Here is a 22539-nt window from a genome sequence, read left to right as displayed (position 1 = left end):
AAAGACGGGGGCGTAAGAATTGGCAAAACAAGAATTAAAAAGAGATTTAAAAAATAGACATGTACAACTGATCGCAATAGGGGGAACCATTGGCACCGGTTTATTTTTAGGTTCCGGAAAAGCCATACAATTAGCAGGTCCTTCCATATTATTCTCTTATATGATAATAGGGATTGCCTTGTTTTTTGTGATGAGGGCCCTGGGGGAATTGCTTTTATCCAATGCAGGGTACACATCATTCACTGAATTCGCAACTGAATATGTCGGTCCATGGGCCGGCTTCGTGACCGGTTGGACATATTGGTTTTGTTGGATCATGACCGCAATGGCCGATATCATAGCTGTCGGTGTTTATATGCAATATTGGTTTGATGTCCCTCAATGGATTCCGGCTCTGCTTTGTCTGGTCATTCTGTTAGGATTGAACCTATTGACCGTTAAGATCTTTGGCGAATTGGAATTCTGGTTTGCCATCATTAAAGTAATCACGATCATCGCCTTGATCATCGTAGGAATTTTCCTTCTGATCCTCGGCTTCAATACCAATACCGGAACGGTTTCCCTAACGAACCTTTGGAATCATGGCGGCATGTTCCCCAATGGCATTTCCGGATTCCTGTTATCTTTACAGTTGGTCGTCTTCTCATTTGTCGGTGTCGAATTGGTCGGGGTTTCTGCAGCAGAAACGGCGAACCCGCGAAAGAACATTCCATCTGCCATCAATAAAATCCCTGTCCGGATTTTGCTTTTCTACGTTGGTGCACTATTCGTCATTCTCTGCGTCAACCCATGGACACAACTGGATGCCACAAGCAGTCCATTTGTAGAGGTCTTTGCGTTAATCGGCATTCCAGTCGCTGCAGGGATCATCAACTTCGTCGTTTTGACCTCCGCTGCTTCTGCATGCAACAGCGGTTTATTTTCAACGAGCCGAATACTTTATACGTTAAGCAGGAATGGTGAAGCCCCAGCTAAGCTGGAAAAATTAAATAAACAGGCTGTTCCGAGCAATGCCTTATTCACATCCACAATCGTTGTATCAATAGGGGCATTATTAAGCAAGCTGATACCGGAACAGGCATTTACTGTCGTGACCACCATCAGTGCCATCTGTTTCATATGGGTATGGAGCATTATCTTGATCTCCCATATCAAATATTCGAAAACAAGGCCTGACCTAAGAGCCAAATCGACTTTCAAGGCTCCTTTTACACCTTTTGTCAATTACGTCATTTTAGGCTTATTCCTGTTCATCCTTATTGTTATGCTATTCGCTGAAGCTACACGGCTATCATTGCTCTTGACCCCAATCTGGTTCATCCTCTTGGTGATACTATATAATTATCGAAAAAAAAGATAGCTAAAGGAAATAAAGCCTTGAACTCAATATGAATTCAAGGCTTTATCTGCATATGAACATATTAGGCCTTCGGCTTTCTGCACACTTTTGCTAAAATATATCAGGCAACTGCATTAAATTTTATATCAAAATAGTGTAAGCTAATATATACTATCGGACCTTTTCCGTCATGTATGAATTTTCCATCCGGTTTGGTTCACCCATCCATCAGTGGCATTGAAGAATGAACCCCCATTGGTGGGCGTTTCACTTTATTTAAAACGGAGGGGGTTTTTTAATGAAGATTATATATATTCTTACACTAGTTCCTTTTATAGGCATACTGGGATTTCTACCTTTTGTTAATAAAATAGAACCATATGTATTAGGGATGCCTTTCAATATGTTCTGGATGGCTATGTGGGTGGTCCTTACCTCTGCCATACTCGGCATCATGTATAAGCTGGATCCCAGGAATCGGGAAGGTGACCAGGAATGAATATTGCTCTCTTAATCATTTTAGCATTTTTACTTCTATCGATATTTTTAGGAATACGCTCTTCAAAAGGAAAAGATATGGACTTGGAACAATGGACGGTGGGCGGACGCGGTTTTGGTGCGATATTCGTCTTTCTGCTGATGGCTGGGGAAATCTATACGACCTTCTCCTTCCTTGGCGGCAGCGGCTGGGCTTATGGCAAGGGCGCACCCGCTCTATATGTTCTAATTTACATTACTTTGTCTTACGTATTATCCTATTGGCTCCTGCCGGAAATATGGAGATATGCCAAAGAAAATAAACTGATGTCTCAATCCGATTTCTTTGTAAGCAAATATAAGAGTCCCAGTTTAGGAATTTTGGCTGCACTTGTCGGTGTGGTGTCGATGATCCCAGTGATCGTCGTGCAGCTGAAAGGATTGGGGATCATTGTCTCAGAAGCATCTTATGGTGCCATCTCAATGTCTGAGGCAGTTTGGATGGGGGCGATCAGCCTTACCATTTATGTGATGATCTCCGGTATCCACGGTTCAGTTTGGACCGCGGTCATTAAAGATATCATGATGGTCGCCATAATAGGATTTTTGGGGATTTATCTGCCGATACATTACTTTGGGGGATTTCAGCCGATGTTTGAAGCGGTTGATGCCGCCAAGCCTGATTTTCTAAAGTTCCCTGATCAGGGGCTTAGCGTATCATGGTTCATCTCCACGGTAATATTGCTCGTATTCGGTTTCTATATGTGGCCGCAAGTTTTCAGCGCTGTTTATTCAGCACGCAGCGGCAAGGTATTTCGAAAGAACGCCATCATCAGTCCTTTATATACACTCATGCTGTTATTCGTCTTTTTCGTTGGGTTTACAGCTATATTGAAAGTGCCCGGACTCGTTGGTGCAGATGCGGACCTCTCATTGCTGCGCCTTTCGATCGAGACCTTTGATCCATGGTTTATAGGCATAATCGGCGGCGCTGGATTGTTGACCGCATTGGTGCCGGGATCCATGCTTTTGATGAGCGTCGCTACACTGCTCGCGAAAAACGTTTATAAGGAATTTGCACCTGACGTATCCGATCGCCATATTGTACGATTGGCAAAGTTCCTTGTGCCAATCATTGCCCTTATAGCCGTTTACTTCACCTTAAACGGCGGCGAAACGATGTCGGCATTAATTCTTATGGGATACAGTCTCATCACACAGCTCTTCCCATCCCTTCTCTTTAGTCTGAAAAGGAATAATCCGATCAATAAATTTGGCGCAATCGCCGGCATCATTACCGGATTGGCCATCGTAATCTGCATTACACTCAGTCAATCGACAATAGGGACCTTGTTTCCATCCTTGCCGCAAGCAGCAAAAGATTTGAATGTGGGAATCATTGCATTGGCAGTCAATTTCATTGTAATGATCACGGTGAGTATTGCTTTCAGAAAGCACGCGGTTCAGTTGGAACCTAAATCCGTTAACGATATATGAAGCAAATTTTGAAACTGGTTATGGATCAATAAACATTGGAGGCTCAGTCAAAAGACTGAGCCTTCCTTATTCTCGGCTTCCAAGCATGATGTCCTTTACCTCAATATTGTTGATGGGAAACCTTATTTTAGACTATTAATCTTTTCTGTTTATAAACAAATCTCCTATTTTAACTAATAAATACAACGAAAAAATAATCATCAAGGTTCTGGATACTACCAGACCATCCATAGCTAAATCATATCCACCTCTTAATAAGACTTCCGGATTCAAACAAAAAGTAATCGATATTACGAAAGCTATTAAAATCAGGATAACACCGAACTGAGATCTATTTGACATTAACATTCCGCCTCACATTATATTTTTTTCCAAATAATAGCATTGTTTTTAGGGATAATCTACATTCATGGTCACTGGGGATGACTCAGTTGCATTAAAAATCCAAAATAAATAGCCACCCTGATAAAGAATGACTATGTATCATAAAATATGAAGCTTTCTTAGTAAAATGCATCGTATTGCTTCCGAGCCAACAAAAAATACTCTCTTCAGAAGATTCGGGCTTTTATTCGTGAGTTTGGAGCAAATACTCGGGAATTTCATGCTTTTACTCGTGAGCTTGGAGCAAATACTCGGGAATTTCATGCTTTTACTCGTGAGTTTGAAGCAAATACTCGGAAATTTCATGCTTTTATTCGTGAGTTTGAAGGTTAAAGCTCATTTTCTTTTTAGCCCGTACCTTCAGTAATCCACTAAAGCCTTCCTGCCATCATTCAATTCTTTGATCACTTTCTTATATTTCTGCAACTCTTGTTCCAGTTTTTGTTTTCTATTTAAAATCATTCTCGTAACCTCTTTCGGGGAGGGCCCGCCTTGAATGCTTCTGATTTCCACAAAATATTCGGGAGAGATTATTTTTTTCCATTCATCTTCTGCTATGTTCACTGATACGAATTCATTGATGATCTTATTGATTTCTTGTGTGTCCCAATCATATAGCTCTTTCCCTTCACTAATCGACTTTTTTGCAATTGTACTTGCTATGGAATGGGCTTTTCTAAAGGATATGTCGTAATCTCTCGAAAGGGTATCCGCTAATTCAGTAATCGTTATACTGGATTTTGCGGCCATTTTCTTTGTATGTTCTTCATTTACTTTCAAAGTCGACATGACGGCATACATTAGTTTCATGACACGGCCTGCATTCGAAAAAGCCCGATATAAATGTGGCTGTAAATCATCTTCCGTATCGACGATATCACCAAATGGTGTATTGTGAATCATATTCATTGCAGCAAGTGCATCACCATACGCACTGCTTGCAATCGAACGGGAATGTTCAATGGAGACAGGATTCCTTTTTTGCGGCATGATGCTGCTCACTTGAACATAAGGGTCCGCCACGTGAAATGTACCAAACTCCCTTGTCACATGCTGCAGGAAATCTTGGATCCACCTTCCGGTATTGACCATGCACGTCATGATGGCAGTTGCGGTTTCCAATAAATAATCTGCCCCGCCAATCGAGTCATAGGAATTTTCAATCACCGAATCAAATCCAAGCAGTTCAGCCGTACGGTTCCGACTGATCGGAAAACCGGTGGTCGTTAACGCGGCTGCACCCAAAGGGGATTGGTTAACCGTTTCATAGGCTGCCCATAACCGGCCAATATCCCTTTGAAGCACATCATAAATGGCTAAAAAGTAATGTCCTATTGTAGTCGGCTGAGCCGGTTGGGTATGTGTGTAACCTGTAATATAGGTTTCTGTATGTTTTTCAGCCTGCACCAAGAATGCTTCACTCAATTGGTTTGCATAGCCAACCAATTGGAGCAGATGACCTCTCAAAACAAGCCGGTACATCGCAACCCCCATATCATTACGACTGCGGCCGATATGAATCTTCCCAGCAAGTTCATGGCCGATTTCCTCACCGATCTTTGCCTCCATCATGAAGAATAAGTCTTCGAATTGGGGCTGATAGGTCAACTGAGCGAGATCTGTTTGGGCCACTTTCCGAATCCCATCAAGCATGGTTTTCGCCTCTTCATCTTTAATGATCTTTTGTTCCGAAAGCATGATGACATGTGCCCGATGAATATCGAACATTGCATCAAATAAGTAATCTCTTTGATCATTAAAAACAGGCATCAGCAGCTCTCTAACATAGGTTTTTCCGGGAAAGACACTACCTTCATTTTTGATAAATTGTTCAAGCCTGCTCATCTTTGAACCTCCGATTTATAAAGCTTTTTCCGCTTTGATTCCAAAAAACTTGTTCGAAATAAAGAGAACGATTACAATCAGCGTGATTTGAATCATCCCATAGGCAGCGGCCTGCCCCATATTGAACATCCGAAGCTGATTCATGATTTCAATGGATATGGGCCTGTTTGAAATCGTGTACAACAGGACCGAGGTCGGGAATTCCCCCACAGATTCGATAAATGCCAATAATGTCCCTGATAAAACACCAGGCATAATAATCGGAAATATTACCCTTCTGAAGGTATAAAACCACTTAGCCCCCAAGTTTCTGGCTGCTTCCTCAATCGAATCATCCAGCTGCTCCAGAACGGCATTAGTCGACCGGACAACGAGTGGAATATGCCTGATGAAATAGGCAAGCGGCAAAATCCAAAATGTGCCTACCAAGATTTGACCGAAAGAAAAAATGCTAGGTTCATTGAATGCGAATATCAAGTTCATCCCTATGACCGTTGCAGGCAACGCCCAAGGAATCATGACTAGAATATCGACAAAGCTTTTCCCGACGAATTTCCGTTTGACAAGTACATAGGACGCTATGACCCCAAACACCAGATTTGCCAACGTAGCAATAAACGCCATCAGTAAACTATTTCGTAACGGCTTGAAGATATTAGGGTCTTCAAACAAAAGCCTGTAATTTTCAACATTAAATACTGTGGGATACGTTTGAAATGTCCAGGTTCCATCCGGCACAAGTGAAAGCAAAAGAATCGTAAAGTGCGGTAAAAGCAGAATAATTACGCCGATGACCCCCGTTACGACCATCACCCATTTCATAACCGGGTTCTTCACTTCACTCCTGTGTGCCCCAATCCCTTTCGAGGCCATTCGATAATCCTTCCTATTCTGATACCAACGCATGAATAATAGAAATGAAATCGAAACGATGGATAGAATGACCGATTGGGTAGCGGCAATTTCCATATCACCATTGATTTTTGAAAAATAAATTTGCAGGCTTAACACCCTGTATCCGCCAGCTAATAAAAACGGAGCACTGAAAGAAGCCATCGATATCATGAAAACAAGTAAAGAGGCGGCAACGATTGCAGGTGTCAATAATGGAAATGTCACCTTCCAAAAAACCTTTAATTTATTTGCTCCTAAGTTATAAGCGGCTTCTTCAAGTGATGGATCTATTTTATTGATTGCAGCGGATACGGTCATATAAAAATAAACATACATCGTATAGGCATGCACGATAAGAATTCCCGGTACCCCGCCAATCTTGAATGGAACCTTATCGAGACCGAACAGGTCCTTGATGGCATTTGGAATCAATCCCGATTCTCCATATAAAAACATAAAGGCCATTACCCCTACCAATGATGGAAGAACAATCGGCAAAATCGCTGCTGATGAAAAGAAGCTTCTGCCGGGAAAATCGTAACGGTTAAAAATGAAAGCGAGCGGAATGCCAATCAAGGCACTGACCAATACACTCAAAAAGGATATATAAACAGAATTCCAAAGAGCCTCTAAGTTCGTTTTCGATTCCTGTACGAAGAAGTCCTGATAATTTCCAAGGGATATCGTTCCGTCTTTTTGCAGACTTTCAATAAAGGTCCTCAATGACGGGTAGAGTACATATGCTATGAGCACCAATACAACTGGTATAAGGAGCCAAACCGTCAATCTCGTATCACGATTTTTAATCATGGCGCATCACCGCTTATGACAGGGATAAGACGCAGCTGTTTCTCGGGAAGCTGGACATACACTTCCTTTCCTTGATAAAAGTATCCAAAATCATGGGTGTTAAATACGTCGACCCTTAGTAACACGTCTTGAACATCCACCATGACATTCACAACAGATCCAAAGAATTGGACGGAATTTATTTTACCTTTAAAGATATTCGTTCCTTCTTCGATCACATCCAGAATCCTGATTGCTTCAGGACGAATCGAAACAGCAAGGTCAGCATCACTCTGTATGATTGAAATTCCGTCCCTAGCTTGATTTTCCACCTTCAATTTAATCGGTTTTTCACTAGTCTTAAGGACAATCTCTATATTATCTTGTTGAACTTTTTCAACTTGAACGGGCAAAAGATTAATCTCGCCTATAAAACTCGCCACAAAATCATTGGCCGGCCGATTATAAATTTCTGTTGGCGTCCCGACCTGGTGACATACACCATAATTGAACACAGCGATTCGATCACTCATGGATAATGCCTCAGCCTGATCATGAGTGACATAAATGGTGGTAATCTTATAATCACGCTGCAGCCTTAAGATTTCCACTCTCATTTCATCACGAAGCTTGGCATCCAGATTACTTAATGGTTCATCCAGCAGTAATATTTCCGGTTCAATGACCAGTGCTCTCGCAAGGGCCACCCGCTGCTGCTGTCCTCCGCTTAACTGGCTCACTTGACGATCCGAGTAGCTCTCCAGCCTGACCTTTTGGAGGGCATCCAGCACTCTCTTCTTTAAGTCAGCAGAAGAAACCTTTCTCACACGTAAGCCAAACGCTACATTTTCAAAAACAGTCATATGGGGAAAGAGGGCATAGTTTTGAAAAACCATGCCTGTATTTCTTTTCTCCGGAGGTACACGCGTCATATCTTTGTCGCCAAATCGGACGACACCTTTAGTTGGATAATAAAAACCGGCAATCATCCGAAGTGTTGTCGTTTTACCGCAGCCGCTTGGACCAAGAAAGGTAAAAAACTCGCCTTCTTTGATGTCCAGATTTAACTGGTCAACAGCTATCGTTTTCCCGAAGGCTTTTTGGACATTCTCTATTTTTATTGACGCCATCCAAACGACACTTCCTTATTCTTTAATTTCTTTATCTCCACTTTTAATATTTTCGTCCCAGTATTTCATCCACTCGTCACCTTTTTCCTGGAATGCATTCCAATCAATATCCATCTCTTTAATTTCCGTTTCCGTGATCCATTCAGGTAAACCCTTCACATCACTTCTGGTCGGAATCCTGTAAAATTCTTCTGCCAAAGTTTTTGCGGCTTCTTGTGAATTCACGAATTCATAAAAGGCTTCAGCCGCTTTTGGATGCTTGGCACCTTCAACGATGGCGATACCTTCTGTCAATACTGGCGTTCCGCTTTCTGGAATGACGAACTCAAATGGATAATTTTTATTTTCCTTCAGCATGACGACATCCGGCATTGCCCAAACGGAAAGTGAGCCCTCTCCTTTGGCTACCTTGTTATACATCATTTCCGGATTCGCGGAATATTCCTTCGTGTTTTGGTCGAGCTTCTTTAACCAGTCATACCCTTCTTTCGGATCATTTGTATCCTTATACGTACGATAGATCATCGCAGAAAAAATTGTCCTCATCGTTCCCGAGGCTAACGGATAGCGGATGATGATTTCGTCTTTCCATTTCGGATCAAGCAGCTCATCCCAATCTTTCGGTACCTCGTCTTTTGATAATTCTTTGCTGTTATACATGATGACTTCCGGTGTCTGGCTCGTCCCTGTCCAATACCATTCCGGATCGCGGAATCCTTCATCGAGACTATCGGAATAGCTAGGCTTATAAGCGGCCAGCAGCCCATCATCCTTTGCTTGATTGAAGTTCGTGGAAGGTGCACCCCACCAAACGTCTGCCTGCGGATTACTTTTCTCTGAACGAACACGGTCAAGGATTTCCTGAGACCCCATATCAAGCCACTCAACATCAATACCATACTTATCTTCGAACTGCTTTTCGAATTTTGATAAAATATCTTTGCCATGCGGTGAATAAACAACGATTTTATCTTCGAGCTCGCCCTTTTCGCCAGCATCCGAATTCGTTTTCGTATCTGTACCGTTACATCCCGAAATTAATAGTGCTGCCGATAAGGTCAGTACTGAAACAAGCGACTTTTTCCTATTTTTCATTAATATTCCCCCTCATCGCGAAAATTCAAAATGCCATCATGTTCCCTTAAAAATAGGGAAACCGCTCCAAGCACCCCTGCGTTTTCTCCCAGTTGTGAAGTTTTCATTTCTACTAAACTTGGAAGATATCGATCAACGACCTCCCGAATTCTAGGTAAAATGTATTCAGCAGAATTTAATACACCACCTCCTAAAATGATCACCTCCGGATTTAGCAAACTAGCCGCATTGACAATTCCGCAGGCTAAATGTTCGATGGCTTCATTTATGATGGCCATAGCTGCAGTGTCTCCTTTTTTTGCTGCCAAAAAAGCATCCTCCCCCGATAGTTCGGAAGATTTGGCCCGTTCGAATAAAAAATGGTGAGGATCCTTGAGGACCTCCCTGGTGAAGTGACCGCCAATCGACTTGCCTCCTGCGACACTTTCCAAATAGCCGTATCTATGGAAAATCGGCTTGAATTCACGTTTTATATCCTCTTTGTCCGTCACCATATATCCCATTTCCCCAGCGGCACTGGAAGCTCCTCTGTATAACTGGTTATTCAAGATGATGCCGCTTCCGATTCCCGTGCCAACCGCAATGAACAGTAAATTCCGCTTATTTTGTGCATTACCCAGCCACTGTTCACCTAGTGCAGCCGCGTTTACATCATTGTCCAGAAAGATGGGGAAATCAAAATAACGCTTCGCTTCTGCTATAAATGGATATTGTACCCAGCCTAAACTCGGTGCCTCTATTACTAATCCGCTTGCCGTTTGCGTAATGCCAGGGATCCCGACTCCCATCCCCAATATCCTTTCCTTCGCAATCTGATTCTTTGCAATTAACCGCTCCGTTTCAATCGCCATTTGTTTAAGCAGCCCTGAATTTAAATAAATGTTTGTTGAAAAACTAGTGTCAGCAAGGATGTTGCCGCTTAAATCGCTTAAAACGATTTTCACTTTCGTCCCGCCTATATCGACACCGATGATATAGGCAGCCTTTTCATTAAAAAAGAGCTGGATGGGCCTCCTCCCGCCTTGAGATGAGGATACTCCTATTCCTTTCTCGAATACCCATTTCTCCTGTATAAGTTCATCCACAGCCTGAGAAACAGTTGGTTTACTTAGCTGAAGCTTAACGGCGATTTCAGCTCTTGAAATGGGTGAACATTCTTGGATGCATTGAATAATTCTTTTTTTATTTACATATTTTTGATGACTGGGTGTCCTTTTAAAACTCATCACATCACGGCCTTACATTATTTGGTTAGTAAATCTTCCTAATTAAGTAAAAATATAACTTAAATAATTTCAACGCACAAGTTTTTTTCGGAACATTTAAAATGTTCGATTTTTAATAGTTACTTCGAATTATTTACATTTATAACCATTGGTGCTATTTATTAGATAGGTTTTTTTATCTGGTTAGTTAGAAAACATTACTAACCCACATTTTTTTTATAAAAGTTGAAGGGGGTTAAAAGAAGAATGAAAAAAGCTTTGTTATCGTTGTTTTCCCTTTTGTTGGTTCTTGCATCATTGCCGCTTGGAGGCAGCGCTGCAAATGCTGATGATACCAACGTCGAATTATGGAATGCGGTCAAGCCGCTCGAAACGACTGTGACATTCTTGAACAGCGGTGCCCATCCCGATGATGAACGCAGTGACTTTCTCTCTTATCTATCGAGAGGGTTAGGGGTGAAAACATCCAGCCTGATTGCAAACCGTGGTGAGGGAGGACAAAATGAAATTGGGGATGAACTGGACAACGCTCTTGGAATCATCCGTTCTAGGGAAATGATAGAAGCTGCAAAAATCACCGGGGTTAAAGCCTATCATCTAAGCGAAACCACCTCTGACCCCATTTATGATTTCGGTTTCTCTAAAACACCAGAGGAAACATTACAAAAATGGGGCGAGGAACTCACATATGAACGGCTTATCCGCTTTATTCGGACGTATCAGCCAGATATATTGATGCCATCCTTTCAAAATGATGATACCCAGCATGGACATCATCGAACAATGACAATCCTAAGTGAACGTGCCTTTACGGATGCCGCCGACCCAACTGTGTTTCCACAACAATTGGAACAAGGTCTATCGGTATGGCAAGTGAAAAAGTTATATTTGCCCGTTTCCTCGGCAGATCAAGCAACCACTTCGATAGAAATCGGTAAATATGACCCAATATACAAAATGACTTACCCACAGCTTGGAGAACAATCCCGCTATCTGCACAAAAGCCAAGGCATGGGTTCTGATATCCCTGCAGCACCGCGCCAGATCCATTTGGATTTGAAGCAAAGCGCGGTTGATACAAAAAGCGAGTCGGACCTTTTTGCAGGTGTACCTTACAATTTTACTGAATGGGCTGAAAAACTCCCTCGCTCAGCTTCAAAATTAAAAGGTGAATTTAGGTACCTGCAACGGAATCTGGACGCTGTTATTGAGTCTTATCCCCATGCTAAACGTGTTTTTTCAACATCCCAAAAAGCTCTTTCCAATGTTCGTTCAATGACTGCGCAAGTCAAAAAGGCAAAGCTAAGCCCTGGCATCAAAAACGACTTGCTTCATAAGCTCTCATTAAAAGAAGAGCAATTGCAAAACGTCAGTTATGTCTCCTCAGGGCTCGAGGTTCAAGCTGAAGCAGCTTCAAAGATTCTTACTAAAGGTCAAAATACGTACGTAACCATAACCATGAAGAATAACGGGAAACAAACATTGAAAAAAGTCGCTGCTGCATTGAACGTGCCTAAAGGATGGAAGACAAAAATAAAATCAAAAGATGTCAATCTGGCACCTAATAAATCTGCGACAATGACCTACCTGGTTGAAGTCCCTGAAGATGCAGCTTATTACCATGCCTATGATGAATCAACCATTACGACCAGCATTTCTTATAAATACGGGAGCACAAAAACTTCCATCAAGGAAGAATTGGATGGAACGATCGCCGTCCTTCCCGACGTTGCCCTTACCTTATCTCCTGAAGATATCGTCGTAAATACAGCAGATGTAAAAGAGGAAATCCCAGTGGCGGTGACCTTGAAAAACTATACAGAAGGAAAAGCATCTGCAAAGGTCGCTTTAAAAGTCCCTGAAAATTGGGGAGTCCATCCCCAAAATGCCACTGTATCATTTAATGAAAAATCAGAAGAAAAACAAGTGAAGTTCACCCTCAGACCGCCAAAGGCCATCCAAAAAGGCGAATATCAGGTGAAGGCTACTGCCACTGTCAATGGGAAAACCTTTGATTCGACCATTCAGGAGATTTCCTATGACCATATCGGAACATTCTATTACCAATACCCAGCAGCTATCAATACCGTTTCATTTGAGCTTTTGAAGCCAGCTTCATTAAAAGTGGGGTACATTGAAAGCGGATTCGATAAAGTGGCAGATTATTTAAGCAATGCAGGGCTGGACATTACGAAGTTAACTGCAGCTGATTTAGCTGAAGGTGATTTAAGTCAATATGACACGATCGTTACAGGCATCCGTGCCTATCTATCGAGGGAAGATTTAAAGGCATATAACGCGCGCTTACTTGAGTATGTGGAAAACGGCGGACATCTCGTCGTGCAATACCATAAACCGGGTGATGGATGGGATGCATTGAAGACGGCTCCATATCCTCTTACCCTCGGGAATCCTTCGATTCGCTGGCGGGTAACCGATGAAAGAGCCACAGTAAACGTGTCGAAACCAGAATCGGCGCTTTTTACCTATCCAAATAAAATAACAAGTGATGACTGGAGCAATTGGGTCCAAGAAAGAGGATTGTATTTCCCAATGGAATGGGATGAACGGTATGAAACATTCATTTCCATGGCTGATCCGAATGAAGAACCATTTGATGGCGGTATCCTTATGGCTAAATACGGTAATGGCACATACCTCTATACCAACCTTGTCCTATACAGGCAAATTCAAGGCCAGGTTCCAGGCGGATATCGAATCATGACGAACTTGATTAGTTACGGTACCAAATAAATAAAAAGAAACCTATGCATGTGTTAAATGCATAGGTTTCTTTTCTGTGACGTTTGCCCGATTGAAGCTATATGAATAAAAACATCTCCTGACTGATAGGTTCCTGCTCTAAAAACAAAAAAAGTTATGCACAAAGATGAGGGAAAGGCTCATGCGTTTGAGGTTTCCCCTCATTTCCCGCATTGCTTTGTCCACACTTTATGCACAACTTCATTCATGATTTACGATCTTAAAAGCAGCCCGTTAAAGCACTTTGCTCAAGAATGCTTTGGTTCTTTCGTGCTGAGGGTTACCGAATAATTCATTCGGCTCATTTTCTTCCACGATATACCCTCCATCCATGAATATCACCCGGTCCCCGACTTCCCGGGCAAAGCCCATTTCATGCGTAACGACGACCATTGTCATTCCTTCTTTAGCAAGTTGTTTCATTACCTCCAAAACATCACCGACCATTTCAGGGTCAAGGGCAGAAGTCGGTTCATCAAATAGCATGATCTTCGGATTCATCGCCAATGCCCTTGCGATGGCGACCCGCTGTTTTTGTCCGCCGGAAAGTTCCCCCGGATAGCTATTTGCTTTTTCCTTTAGACCAACCTTATCCAATAACTCAAGCGCTAATCTTCCTGCTTCCGCTTTATCGGTGGCACGAATTTTAATTGGGCCCAAGGTTATGTTCTCCAAAACGGTCTTATGTGGAAATAGATTAAAATGTTGAAAAACCATTCCAACTTCTTGCCGGACTTTGTTTATATTGATTTTCCTTTTAGGATCGGTAATATCATGTCCGTTAATGACCACCTCGCCGCCGGTAACTTCCTCAAGGAGGTTCAGGCAACGCAGGAATGTACTCTTTCCAGATCCAGAAGGGCCTATTACGCAAATTACTTCCTTTTCCTGCACTTCTGCATTTATATCTTTTAAAACCTCGACAGTTCCAAAAGATTTTCTTAGGTTTTTTACTGTAATGATGCTCATCGAACTTGTACCCTCCTTTCTATGAAATTAGCAATTAGGGTTAACAAATAGATGATGATAAAGTAAATTACACCCACGGCCAGCCAAACCTTGAATGCTTCAAAGGTTGCCGAAGCTTGAATCTGACCTTGCTGGGTTAAATCGGCTATACCAATTACGGATAATAGAGAAGTGTCCTTCAAGCTGATGATCGATTGATTCGTAATGGTAGGGAGCATCCTTCTAAAGGCTTGCGGAAGCACGACATATCTCATTGTCTGAGCTCCAGTGAACCCGATGGATCTTGCCGCCTCCGTTTGCCCTTTATCGATTGATTGTATCCCCGCCCTTATTATTTCAGCAAAATATGCCCCTGCATTGATTGCAACGGTAATTATTCCAGCTGTTGTACTGTCCAAAGAAATCAAATTCAATGAATTCACACCAAAATAGATAAAAAATAACTGAACGATGAACGGTGTCCCTCGTATTGCATCCACATAAACCTTTGCAATCCAATTCAAGATTTTGATGGGGGCAAGTCGCAGCAATGCGACAAGTAAACCAATCAAAAAACCTAGGATAATGGCAATCACAAAGATATAAAGTGTCACCTGAAGTCCTTTTAATAAAAGTGGCAACGCCGCAACAATTATATCCATTTCTTTCACCCCTTTGAAAAAGAAAGCGCGCCATAAGCGCGCCTAATGAGCTTTAATCTATTGTTTATTAACCTTATTCACCAAGATACGTTTTTATAATTTCATCATATGTGCCGTCTTTTTTAAGATTGGCAAGACCATCATTTATTTTTTTCAATAAATCCCCGTTTTGCCCTTTCAATACAGCAATTCCATATTGGTCACCATTCAAACGGTCACCTACGATTTTCAACCCAAGATCTTTTTGGGCGATTGCATATGAGATGACAGGATAATCTTCTATAAGAGCATCCGCATTACCGTTGGCCACTTCCTGGAACATCGCTGGACTATCATTAAATTGAACAACTTTGATTCCTAGTTTCGTAGCATTATCCTGTGCATATTTAGCACCTGTTGTTCCTTTTTTCACTGCAATGGTTTTTCCTTTAAGATCCTTAACGTTTTTAGTGCTTGTATTATCTTTCTTAACAACTATTGTTAACCCTGCATCAAAATACGGTGTTGAGAAATCCACTACCTTTTTTCTTTCCTCTGTAATGCTCATTCCTGCAATGGCCACATCAAGCTGATTGGCTTGCATAGCCGGAATGATTCCACCGAAATCCATTGGAGACAATTTGATTTTGAAATCCTGGTCTTTCGCGATTGCATTGATCAATTCGATATCGATACCTTTATAGTCGTTCCCCTCTTTAAATTCAAAAGGAGGATAAGTCGTATCCACACCAACTTTATATACCTTTTCAGGTTTCTTTTCCTCACCTGCATTTTTTCCTTCATTGGTTCCACAAGCCGAGATAAAGATAGTTAAAATCAAAAACATACTCAATAAACCAAGTTTCTTCATTTAAATCACTCCAATTCTTAATTATACGTGATAATAAATAATTCTCCCTATAATATAGCATAAGAATAAAGTATTATAATATGAATTTTTAGAATAAATATTATTTTCTTTAAATAATTTTTATGGACGTTTTTCCTATTATTGTTACAGTGATGGAAAACACAAAAAGGCTATGGGATCCTTCTCGATAAAAATAGCCGATCATGTCATCAATACCTGTAAAACAAGACCATTGGAAGGTGGTATTCACCAGGGTCCGTTAGCATCCCTAATAAGTTGGATAAGAAAAAACCTAAATCAATTAACTTTTGGATGCTAGAATTATTTTTCCTCCTTCCACTCCCCCTGCTTCAAATGTCCCACGCAACCGTGAGTCCTCCCATGTCTACTTCTATCAAAAAAGGCCAACCAGTAATTTTTACTGGTCGACCTTATAATACGAACGCATCCGTTCGATTTGTGATCGAATTAAGATTCATTGATTTGCACTAAAGCAGCAATATTGCGATGGGTGGCATAATAATTAACGTGATGAGTGTCCGTTCAAACCGGATAACAATCAACTTCGTAATGCTGATCGGGACTTTCGGTTGATAGGATATACAAGGTATCGCCGCTGAAAAGAACAATATGGATGAAACAGAAACCACGGCAATGATGAACTTAGTTACCAGTGGTGCATCAACTACAAGAAGCGCGCCGGCAGGAACATTTCTGCAATTCCTATAGCTGAAGCTTTTGCAGCCAAAAATGGTTCAGGTATTTGCAATGCCCAGGTAAATGGGTAAAAGATAGCCAAGTAAATTAAATACTGAAGTGTACTCCGCTAATACAATGCTGATGAGACCAACGGATAAAATGGACGGCAGAATGGCTCATTGTCATAAGAAAACCGTCCTTTAAGTTTTTCCATGAATTTCTGCCAAGACTTACTTAATTATTTGCTCCTACCATCGCACTGTTCCAGACACTTCGGAAAAGTCCTTCTTTGAAAACTTCTTCTGGGTCCACATTATCCGAATAATATTCGTCGCTCATTTTATTTATTGGACAAAAACGTACGGTAATGGCAAGGTACGTGATCGCTAAAGAAACCCAAAAGAAAAGCGACCATAGGTCCATAAGCCCGAGGGTTTTTGCTACAACGATCATAAACGTTGCTGAAACCGTTGAAAAGCCAGTTGCAATAATAGCTGCTTCTTCAAGGGTGTATTTTCCTTCTTTATATAGTCGATTCGTAATAAGCATACCAATGGAATAGCTCATACCTGTAGGTCTTGTCGTTCCTTTTGGCGCTGCTCATTGGATACGGGCTTCTCGAATTTTCAGGTGTACTGATGCAGCCGATCATGAGGCCGATATTTAAAACGCCGGGGCGTTCAGCTGTTGATATGGTTGCTGATTTAGCAGGAGTGTTCCTGCCCCTTTTGTGCATAAGAAACAGAGCTAAACGTCACACATCCAACCAAACTTTCTTTTATATGCTTTTTTGCTCCCAACTTGGGAATAAATAGTTCATACACTTACGTTTAATTATCTGTTAAATTGGGGAAATATAATTCAATCGACGATGACTTTATAACTAGGATGGGTATGATGAGAATTAAGGTAAAAAAAATAATATATTACCTGATTAAATTAAGAGGGAAAATCTTTATACCATTTGCCATTTTATACATATTAGTTGCAGCATATATTGCTTTTTCTATAGAGCCAAAGACGTTCGAATCATATTTAACTTCAGTTTACTGGGTTCTTACAACGCTTGCTACGGTTGGTTTTGGTGACTATGCACCGGTCACCGATCTTGGAAAAGCATTTACCATCGGTCTATACATAACGGGTATTGGGCTTGTTAGTCTTTTTATTGGAAAAATCATTAAATCTGTATATCTTATCGAAAAACGTAAAGTTGGTGGAAAAATGAAATATACAGGTAAAAATCATATCATTCTGATTGGATGGAGTGAAAAGTCAAAATCAGCTATTCAAGAAATTTTTAAATCTGATGAAACCATTGATATTGTTATCATTGATAACCTGGAAAAATCACCCATGATGGAGGAGCGTCTGTTTTATGTTCGCGGGGATGCCACCGATGAAGAAACATTACTCCGTGCAAATCTGCCTAAAGCAAAAGGCGTTATCATTTTTGCTGACCAAATAACACAAGATAATTATGCTACAAAGGATCCGTTACTTGTCGATGGAAAGACATTATTAGTTGCCACTGCCATAACGTCCATTGAAGAAAAAACCAATACGCCAATACACGTCACCGCTGAGGTAATCAATCAAAAGCATATTCGTTTATTTGAGCGTGTAAAGGTGGATGAGTTTATTCCTACACAAGAAATGATCTCCCACGCAGCAGTACGATCATTATTTTCTCATGGAGTCACTCACATGTATTCAGAACTCATGAGCTCAAAGTATGAAGAGGCGATGTATGAGATTTCTAAACAAGATGAATGGCGAACCTATCGTGATGCATTCATGTACCTTCTTAATAAAGGGGCCACACTGGTAGCAGATCGTGGTGATCTTAACATAAACCAAAAATTAGATGCACGAATTCCTGATGATGCACAGCTTTTCATTATTTGCGATAAAGAGACCATTTCCAAAATAAATTCAAAAATACATTAGAATCAGGAATCTTTAGGGATGCTATAATAGCATCCCTCAGTTTGTAGGCAAAAGGGTTTTATCTAAAGTTAAAACTAAGTTGATTGGAGCGGGTGTTCGGGCCTCCTGCTTAGAAAAGCGAGTGCATCTCGTTCCCAATCAACTTGCCTGCAAATATGCATCCTTAAATGAATAAGCTTTAAAACAAAGGCTGTTTTCGCATATTTTGTTGCTATTTACGAAGTAGTGCAGTGTGGTTGATTTCCCCTCCAGGTGCTCGCTTTCCTTGGTGCGGGCGGTGAGCCTCCTCGGCGTAAACGCCTGTGGGGTCTCACCTGTCCCGCTGCTCCCGCAGGAGTCTCGCACTTCCGCTCCAATCAACCTAAAATAGTTTTGTTTTAAAAACAACAATCTTTACGAAAAGAGCCAAAACAAAAAAAGAACCTTCAATCAAAGATCGATTAAAGGTTCTGTTGTTTTTAATTTCATTGATGCTTTGATATCCAAAAATTAACTATAAACTAGCTCTTTTTTTTTGCTCAGACCAAGCGTCTCTGATGTTGAAGTTTGAATTTCGTGCAAAAGCTCTGTATTTTCCATTAGTGATTCTCCATAAGAAGGAATCATTTCTTTAATTTTCGGTTCCCACTCTTTCATGCGTTGCGGGAAGCATTTATTAATTACCTCAAGCATAACGTGAACAGCAGTAGAAGCCCCTGGAGAAGCACCTAGCAATGCTGCAATAGAGCCATCGGATGCACTTACAACTTCCGTACCAAATTGAAGTGTACCTTTGCCGCCTTCAGCAGTATCTTTGATAACTTGTACACGTTGGCCAGCTACTACTAAATCCCAATCCTCGCTCTTAGCGTTCGGGATGAACTCTCGTAACTCTTCCATGCGCTGTTCTTTCGATAACATAACTTGCTGGATCAAGTATTTTGTCAATGGCATCTCTTTTGCACCTGCCGCCAACATAGTTAAAACATTATTCGGTTTTACGGAAGTTATTAAATCGAACATTGAACCTGTTTTTAAGAACTTCGGTGAGAAGCCCGCAAATGGTCCAAATAGCAACGATTTTTTATTGTCGATAAAACGTGTATCAAGATGCGGAACAGACATTGGTGGTGCACCAACTTTAGCTTTTCCGTATACTTTCCCATGATGCTGTGCAACAACTTCCGGATTATTACATACCATGAAGTATCCACTTACCGGGAATCCTCCGATATGTTTCCCTTCAGGAATGCCGGATTTTTGCAATAAATGCAAGCTTCCGCCCCCGCCTCCGATAAAGACGAATTTAGCATTATGACGTTCTACGCTACCGGTATCGACATTACGCACTTTTAATTCCCATGAGCCATCACTGGCACGTTTAACATTATCAACACTATGTTTATATTTGATATCGACGTTTTGAGCCTTTAAGTGGTCAAACAACATGCGTGTCAGAGCACCGAAGTTAACGTCTGTACCGTAATCAATTTTTGTTGCCGCTATAGATTCATTCGATGGACGGTCTTGCATAATAAGTGGAATCCATTCCATCAGTTTTGCTGGGTCATCGGAATACTCCATACCTTGGAACAGAGGATTTTTGGACAGCGCTTCAAAACGTTTCTTTAAGAACGCTACATTGTTATCCCCTTGCACCATACTCATATGAGGCAATGGCATGATAAAGTCTTGCGGATTATCAATCAGCTTACAGTTTACAAGATACGACCAAAACTGCAATGAAACTTGGAACTGTTCATTTATTTTAATTGCTTTGCTAATATCTATAGATCCGTCAGCTTTTTCGGATGTATAGTTAAGCTCGCACAGCGCAGAATGTCCCGTACCCGCATTATTCCATTCGTTAGAGCTTTCTTCTCCTGCGTTTGCAAGCTTCTCAAATACTTTGATTTCCCATTCCGGTGCTAACTCTTTCAGTAATGATCCCAAAGTCGCGCTCATGACTCCGCCGCCAATTAAGATAACGTCTGTTTGTTTCTGTATGTTGCTCATTATAACCTTCCTTATCCCCTATATTTGCAAAAAAGATGTAGGCGCTCCTGCTTAGGTGTCAAAAAAAGCCCGGCACGAACTAGGAACACACCTTTTCTGTCTCCTTATAACTATATCATAATCTATTATTATTATTTCATAGATTAAAATATTCTACTATTACTTTTTTTGTTAAAATGTTGATTTTGAAAAGAAATTAGCTTAAACTTATCCGCCCCGATAGTCGCATTAAAAGATTTCTTCAGTAACTCCCCATCATTGAAGGAAGAAACTGTTAGTGAAATAATATTGACAGATTCGAAAAAGCCAGGAAAATACACATTTATTGACAAAAACAGAAGGAAAATTAGAACTTTCTGTAACCATTTCCCTAAAAAACTAGGGACTTCCTGAAATTGCTAAACTCTTAACTTTTTAACTAGTATCATAAATTCCACCCAATTATTAGATATTATAACAATACCAATAATTACTGAAAATTAAACCAGTATAAGGTAATATCACCGGTAATATTCTTAATTTTAAGACTTATCTCATAGTCCCTCATTAATATAATTTCTTAACTTATTGCTATTACAAAAAAACATTATTTCTCTTATTTTCGCAAAAAGATATTTTCAACTTTATGTTCCGACCCTTTTTTCAAGATGAGTTTTGCCCGTCCTTTTGTCGGCAGTATATTTTCATGTAAATTTTTCAAATTAATTTCTTCCCAAATTTGAGTCGCTTTTTTTATGGCCTGTTCTTTAGAAAAGTCAATATAACGATGGAAATAGGATTCGGGACTTTGAAATGCAGTCTTTTGAAGTAAAAGGAACCTTTCGACATACCACCGCTCTATGTCGTTAACATCTGCATCTACATAGAGTGAGAAATCAAAAAAGTCACTGACGAATACTTGATTTTCCTTGTCAACTTGAAGAACATTAACACCTTCCACTATTAAAATATCCGGATTACAGATCGTCTGCACTTCATTTGGCAAAATGTCATACTTCAAATGTGAGTAGATTGGAACTTCCAATTTATTTTTTCCCGCTTTTACATCTCCGATAAGATTGATTAATTTTTGGGTATCATAACTTTCAGGAAACCCTTTTCTTTTCATCAATCCTTTTTCTTCTAAAAGATCATTTGGGTACAAAAAACCGTCGGTAGTGACAAGACCTACGTTTCTGTGATTATCCCATCTGGATAATAAAGTCTGAAGCAACCTTGCAGTCGTACTCTTTCCTACAGCAACACTCCCTGCAATCCCAATGATATAAGGTACTTTTTTAGCATCAGTTTTTAGAAATGAAGAAGTGGCTGTGTTAAGCTGCTGAGATGCCTCAACATGTAAATTGATCAAACGGGTCAAGGGCAAATAAACCTCTTCCACTTCCTGAATGGATATTTCTTCATTTATTCCTTTTAAGTTATCCAATTCTTCTTCTGTTAAAGGAAGAGGGGTATGGTTTCGCAAAGATGCCCACTTTTTTCGATTGAATTCAAAATAGGGAGTATAGGAACTCATGATTTTTCGTTACCTCACTTTTTAGAGTTACTATCAGTTTAACAAGGATGATGTCCATAAAAAAGAAGTTCCTGATCCCTTATTCACTAAATTGATTAAGCTTTGAATGATAACCCACCTGTCTCCAAAGCTTCCCTAAGTTTCGGTAAAGAAGCTGGTCCCATACCGTGGAATTTCAAAATCTCTTTTTCACTATATGCTGATAGCTGTTGTAAAGAGGTTACCCCATTGCTTTCCAATGCACGTCTGGCAGGTGCCGAGAGCACTGAAAGGAATCCTGTATCAGGTTTTCGTTCCTGCTCACATTCAGGGCAGGTCGGACAGTCGCTGGATTTATAGTATTTGTGTCCCTTTTCGCAAGTCCTCAAATTCTTCTTTGAAGTGGTCATTGTCAATTTCTCCTTTTCTTCTGAATTTTAAGTCCAAACATAAAAAGTTCACCCTTCACAATGAAGCAACCATTTTAATCCATTTTATCAT

At 40.7% G+C, this 22539-nt stretch carries 16 protein-coding genes and 2 pseudogenes; 6 read left to right on the top strand and 12 right to left on the bottom strand.

The annotated features are described in order from the left end of the window. The first annotated feature begins 19 nt into the window (after positions 1-19). From OTG27_RS13155 to OTG27_RS13145, 3 genes are all read left to right on the top strand, one after another. Positions 20-1360: an amino acid permease gene (locus tag OTG27_RS13155; protein ID WP_268937162.1), complete on the top strand. Its 1341-nt coding sequence runs from the start codon at positions 20-22 to the stop codon at positions 1358-1360. 277 nt (positions 1361-1637) lie between these two features. Further along, entirely contained in the window at positions 1638-1838 is a 201-nt protein-coding gene (locus OTG27_RS13150) for a DUF3311 domain-containing protein (RefSeq protein WP_048685209.1), read from the top strand. After that, positions 1835-3313 (top strand): sodium:solute symporter family protein, encoded by a 1479-nt coding sequence (locus OTG27_RS13145; protein WP_268937161.1) that lies wholly within the window; start codon positions 1835-1837, stop codon positions 3311-3313. Before OTG27_RS13150 ends, OTG27_RS13145 begins: the two co-directional genes overlap by 4 nt. 744 nt (positions 3314-4057) lie before the next feature. Here OTG27_RS13145 and argH read toward each other — a convergent pair. The 5 genes from argH to OTG27_RS13120 are packed head-to-tail and all read right to left on the bottom strand — an operon-like array spanning position 4058 to position 10676. Next, positions 4058-5542, bottom strand: coding sequence for an argininosuccinate lyase (gene argH, locus OTG27_RS13140; RefSeq protein ID WP_268937160.1), 1485 nt, complete (start codon positions 5540-5542; stop codon positions 4058-4060). Between the two features lie 15 nt (positions 5543-5557). Further along, positions 5558-7246: an ABC transporter permease gene (locus tag OTG27_RS13135; RefSeq protein WP_063577414.1), complete on the bottom strand. Its 1689-nt coding sequence runs from the start codon at positions 7244-7246 to the stop codon at positions 5558-5560. After that, positions 7243-8355 (bottom strand): ABC transporter ATP-binding protein, encoded by a 1113-nt coding sequence (locus tag OTG27_RS13130; RefSeq protein ID WP_268937159.1) that lies wholly within the window; start codon positions 8353-8355, stop codon positions 7243-7245. The genes OTG27_RS13135 and OTG27_RS13130 overlap by 4 nt, the downstream gene beginning before the upstream one ends. A gap of 15 nt (positions 8356-8370) precedes the next feature. Beyond that, positions 8371-9450, bottom strand: coding sequence for an extracellular solute-binding protein (locus OTG27_RS13125; RefSeq protein ID WP_268937158.1), 1080 nt, complete (start codon positions 9448-9450; stop codon positions 8371-8373). Then, the gene (locus OTG27_RS13120; protein ID WP_268937157.1) at positions 9450-10676 is read right to left on the bottom strand and encodes an ROK family transcriptional regulator; all 1227 of its coding nucleotides are present in this window, start codon (positions 10674-10676) and stop codon (positions 9450-9452) included. The genes OTG27_RS13125 and OTG27_RS13120 overlap by 1 nt, the downstream gene beginning before the upstream one ends. A gap of 246 nt (positions 10677-10922) precedes the next feature. On the opposite strand from OTG27_RS13120, the gene OTG27_RS13115 reads away from it, so the two are divergent. Beyond that, entirely contained in the window at positions 10923-13430 is a 2508-nt protein-coding gene (locus OTG27_RS13115) for an NEW3 domain-containing protein (protein WP_268937156.1), read from the top strand. 243 nt (positions 13431-13673) lie between these two features. Here OTG27_RS13115 and OTG27_RS13110 read toward each other — a convergent pair whose 3' ends face one another. From OTG27_RS13110 to OTG27_RS26710, 4 genes and pseudogenes are all read right to left on the bottom strand, one after another. Next, positions 13674-14408 carry an amino acid ABC transporter ATP-binding protein gene (locus OTG27_RS13110; protein ID WP_048685183.1) on the bottom strand — a complete coding sequence of 245 codons (735 nt, stop codon included), beginning with the start codon at positions 14406-14408 and terminating at the stop codon, positions 13674-13676. Then, on the bottom strand, positions 14405-15049 hold the full coding sequence (locus OTG27_RS13105) for an amino acid ABC transporter permease (RefSeq protein WP_034305627.1): 645 nt from the start codon (positions 15047-15049) through the stop codon (positions 14405-14407). Before OTG27_RS13105 ends, OTG27_RS13110 begins: the two co-directional genes overlap by 4 nt. A 73-nt stretch (positions 15050-15122) precedes the next feature. Beyond that, complete coding sequence (locus tag OTG27_RS13100) at positions 15123-15899, bottom strand: transporter substrate-binding domain-containing protein (protein ID WP_268937155.1); 777 nt, start codon at positions 15897-15899, stop codon at positions 15123-15125. Between the two features lie 488 nt (positions 15900-16387). Then, positions 16388-17162: pseudogene (locus OTG27_RS26710) on the bottom strand (YjiH family protein); the annotation flags it as partial. A 17-nt stretch (positions 17163-17179) separates the two neighbouring features. Here OTG27_RS26710 and OTG27_RS26705 point away from each other — a divergent pair. Both OTG27_RS26705 and OTG27_RS13085 read left to right on the top strand, forming a co-directional pair. Next, positions 17180-17344, top strand: a pseudogene (locus OTG27_RS26705) (nucleoside recognition domain-containing protein); the annotation flags it as partial. Positions 17345-17495: 151 nt separating this feature from the next. Next, positions 17496-18548 carry a potassium channel family protein gene (locus OTG27_RS13085; protein WP_268937154.1) on the top strand — a complete coding sequence of 351 codons (1053 nt, stop codon included), beginning with the start codon at positions 17496-17498 and terminating at the stop codon, positions 18546-18548. Between the two features lie 489 nt (positions 18549-19037). Here OTG27_RS13085 and OTG27_RS13080 read toward each other — a convergent pair whose 3' ends face one another. The 3 genes from OTG27_RS13080 to OTG27_RS13070 form a co-directional block, all read right to left on the bottom strand. Beyond that, positions 19038-20543 carry a malate:quinone oxidoreductase gene (locus OTG27_RS13080; RefSeq protein WP_034305633.1) on the bottom strand — a complete coding sequence of 502 codons (1506 nt, stop codon included), beginning with the start codon at positions 20541-20543 and terminating at the stop codon, positions 19038-19040. 595 nt (positions 20544-21138) lie between these two features. Continuing rightward, a complete protein-coding gene (gene coaA, locus OTG27_RS13075; RefSeq protein ID WP_268937153.1) occupies positions 21139-22059 on the bottom strand; it encodes a type I pantothenate kinase in 921 nt (306 codons plus the stop codon). A 95-nt stretch (positions 22060-22154) separates the two neighbouring features. Further along, positions 22155-22448, bottom strand: a complete 294-nt coding sequence (locus OTG27_RS13070) for an RNA polymerase alpha subunit C-terminal domain-containing protein (protein ID WP_268937152.1) — start codon at positions 22446-22448, stop codon at positions 22155-22157. Between the last annotated feature and the right edge of the window lie 91 nt (positions 22449-22539).

The sequence above is a fragment of the Peribacillus sp. AS_2 genome (assembly GCF_026891895.1).
Taxonomy (GTDB): Bacteria; Bacillota; Bacilli; order Bacillales; family DSM-1321; genus Peribacillus; species Peribacillus frigoritolerans.
Note: the sequence above shows the minus strand (reverse complement) of the source record. Positions and strands in the feature narration are given on the sequence as shown.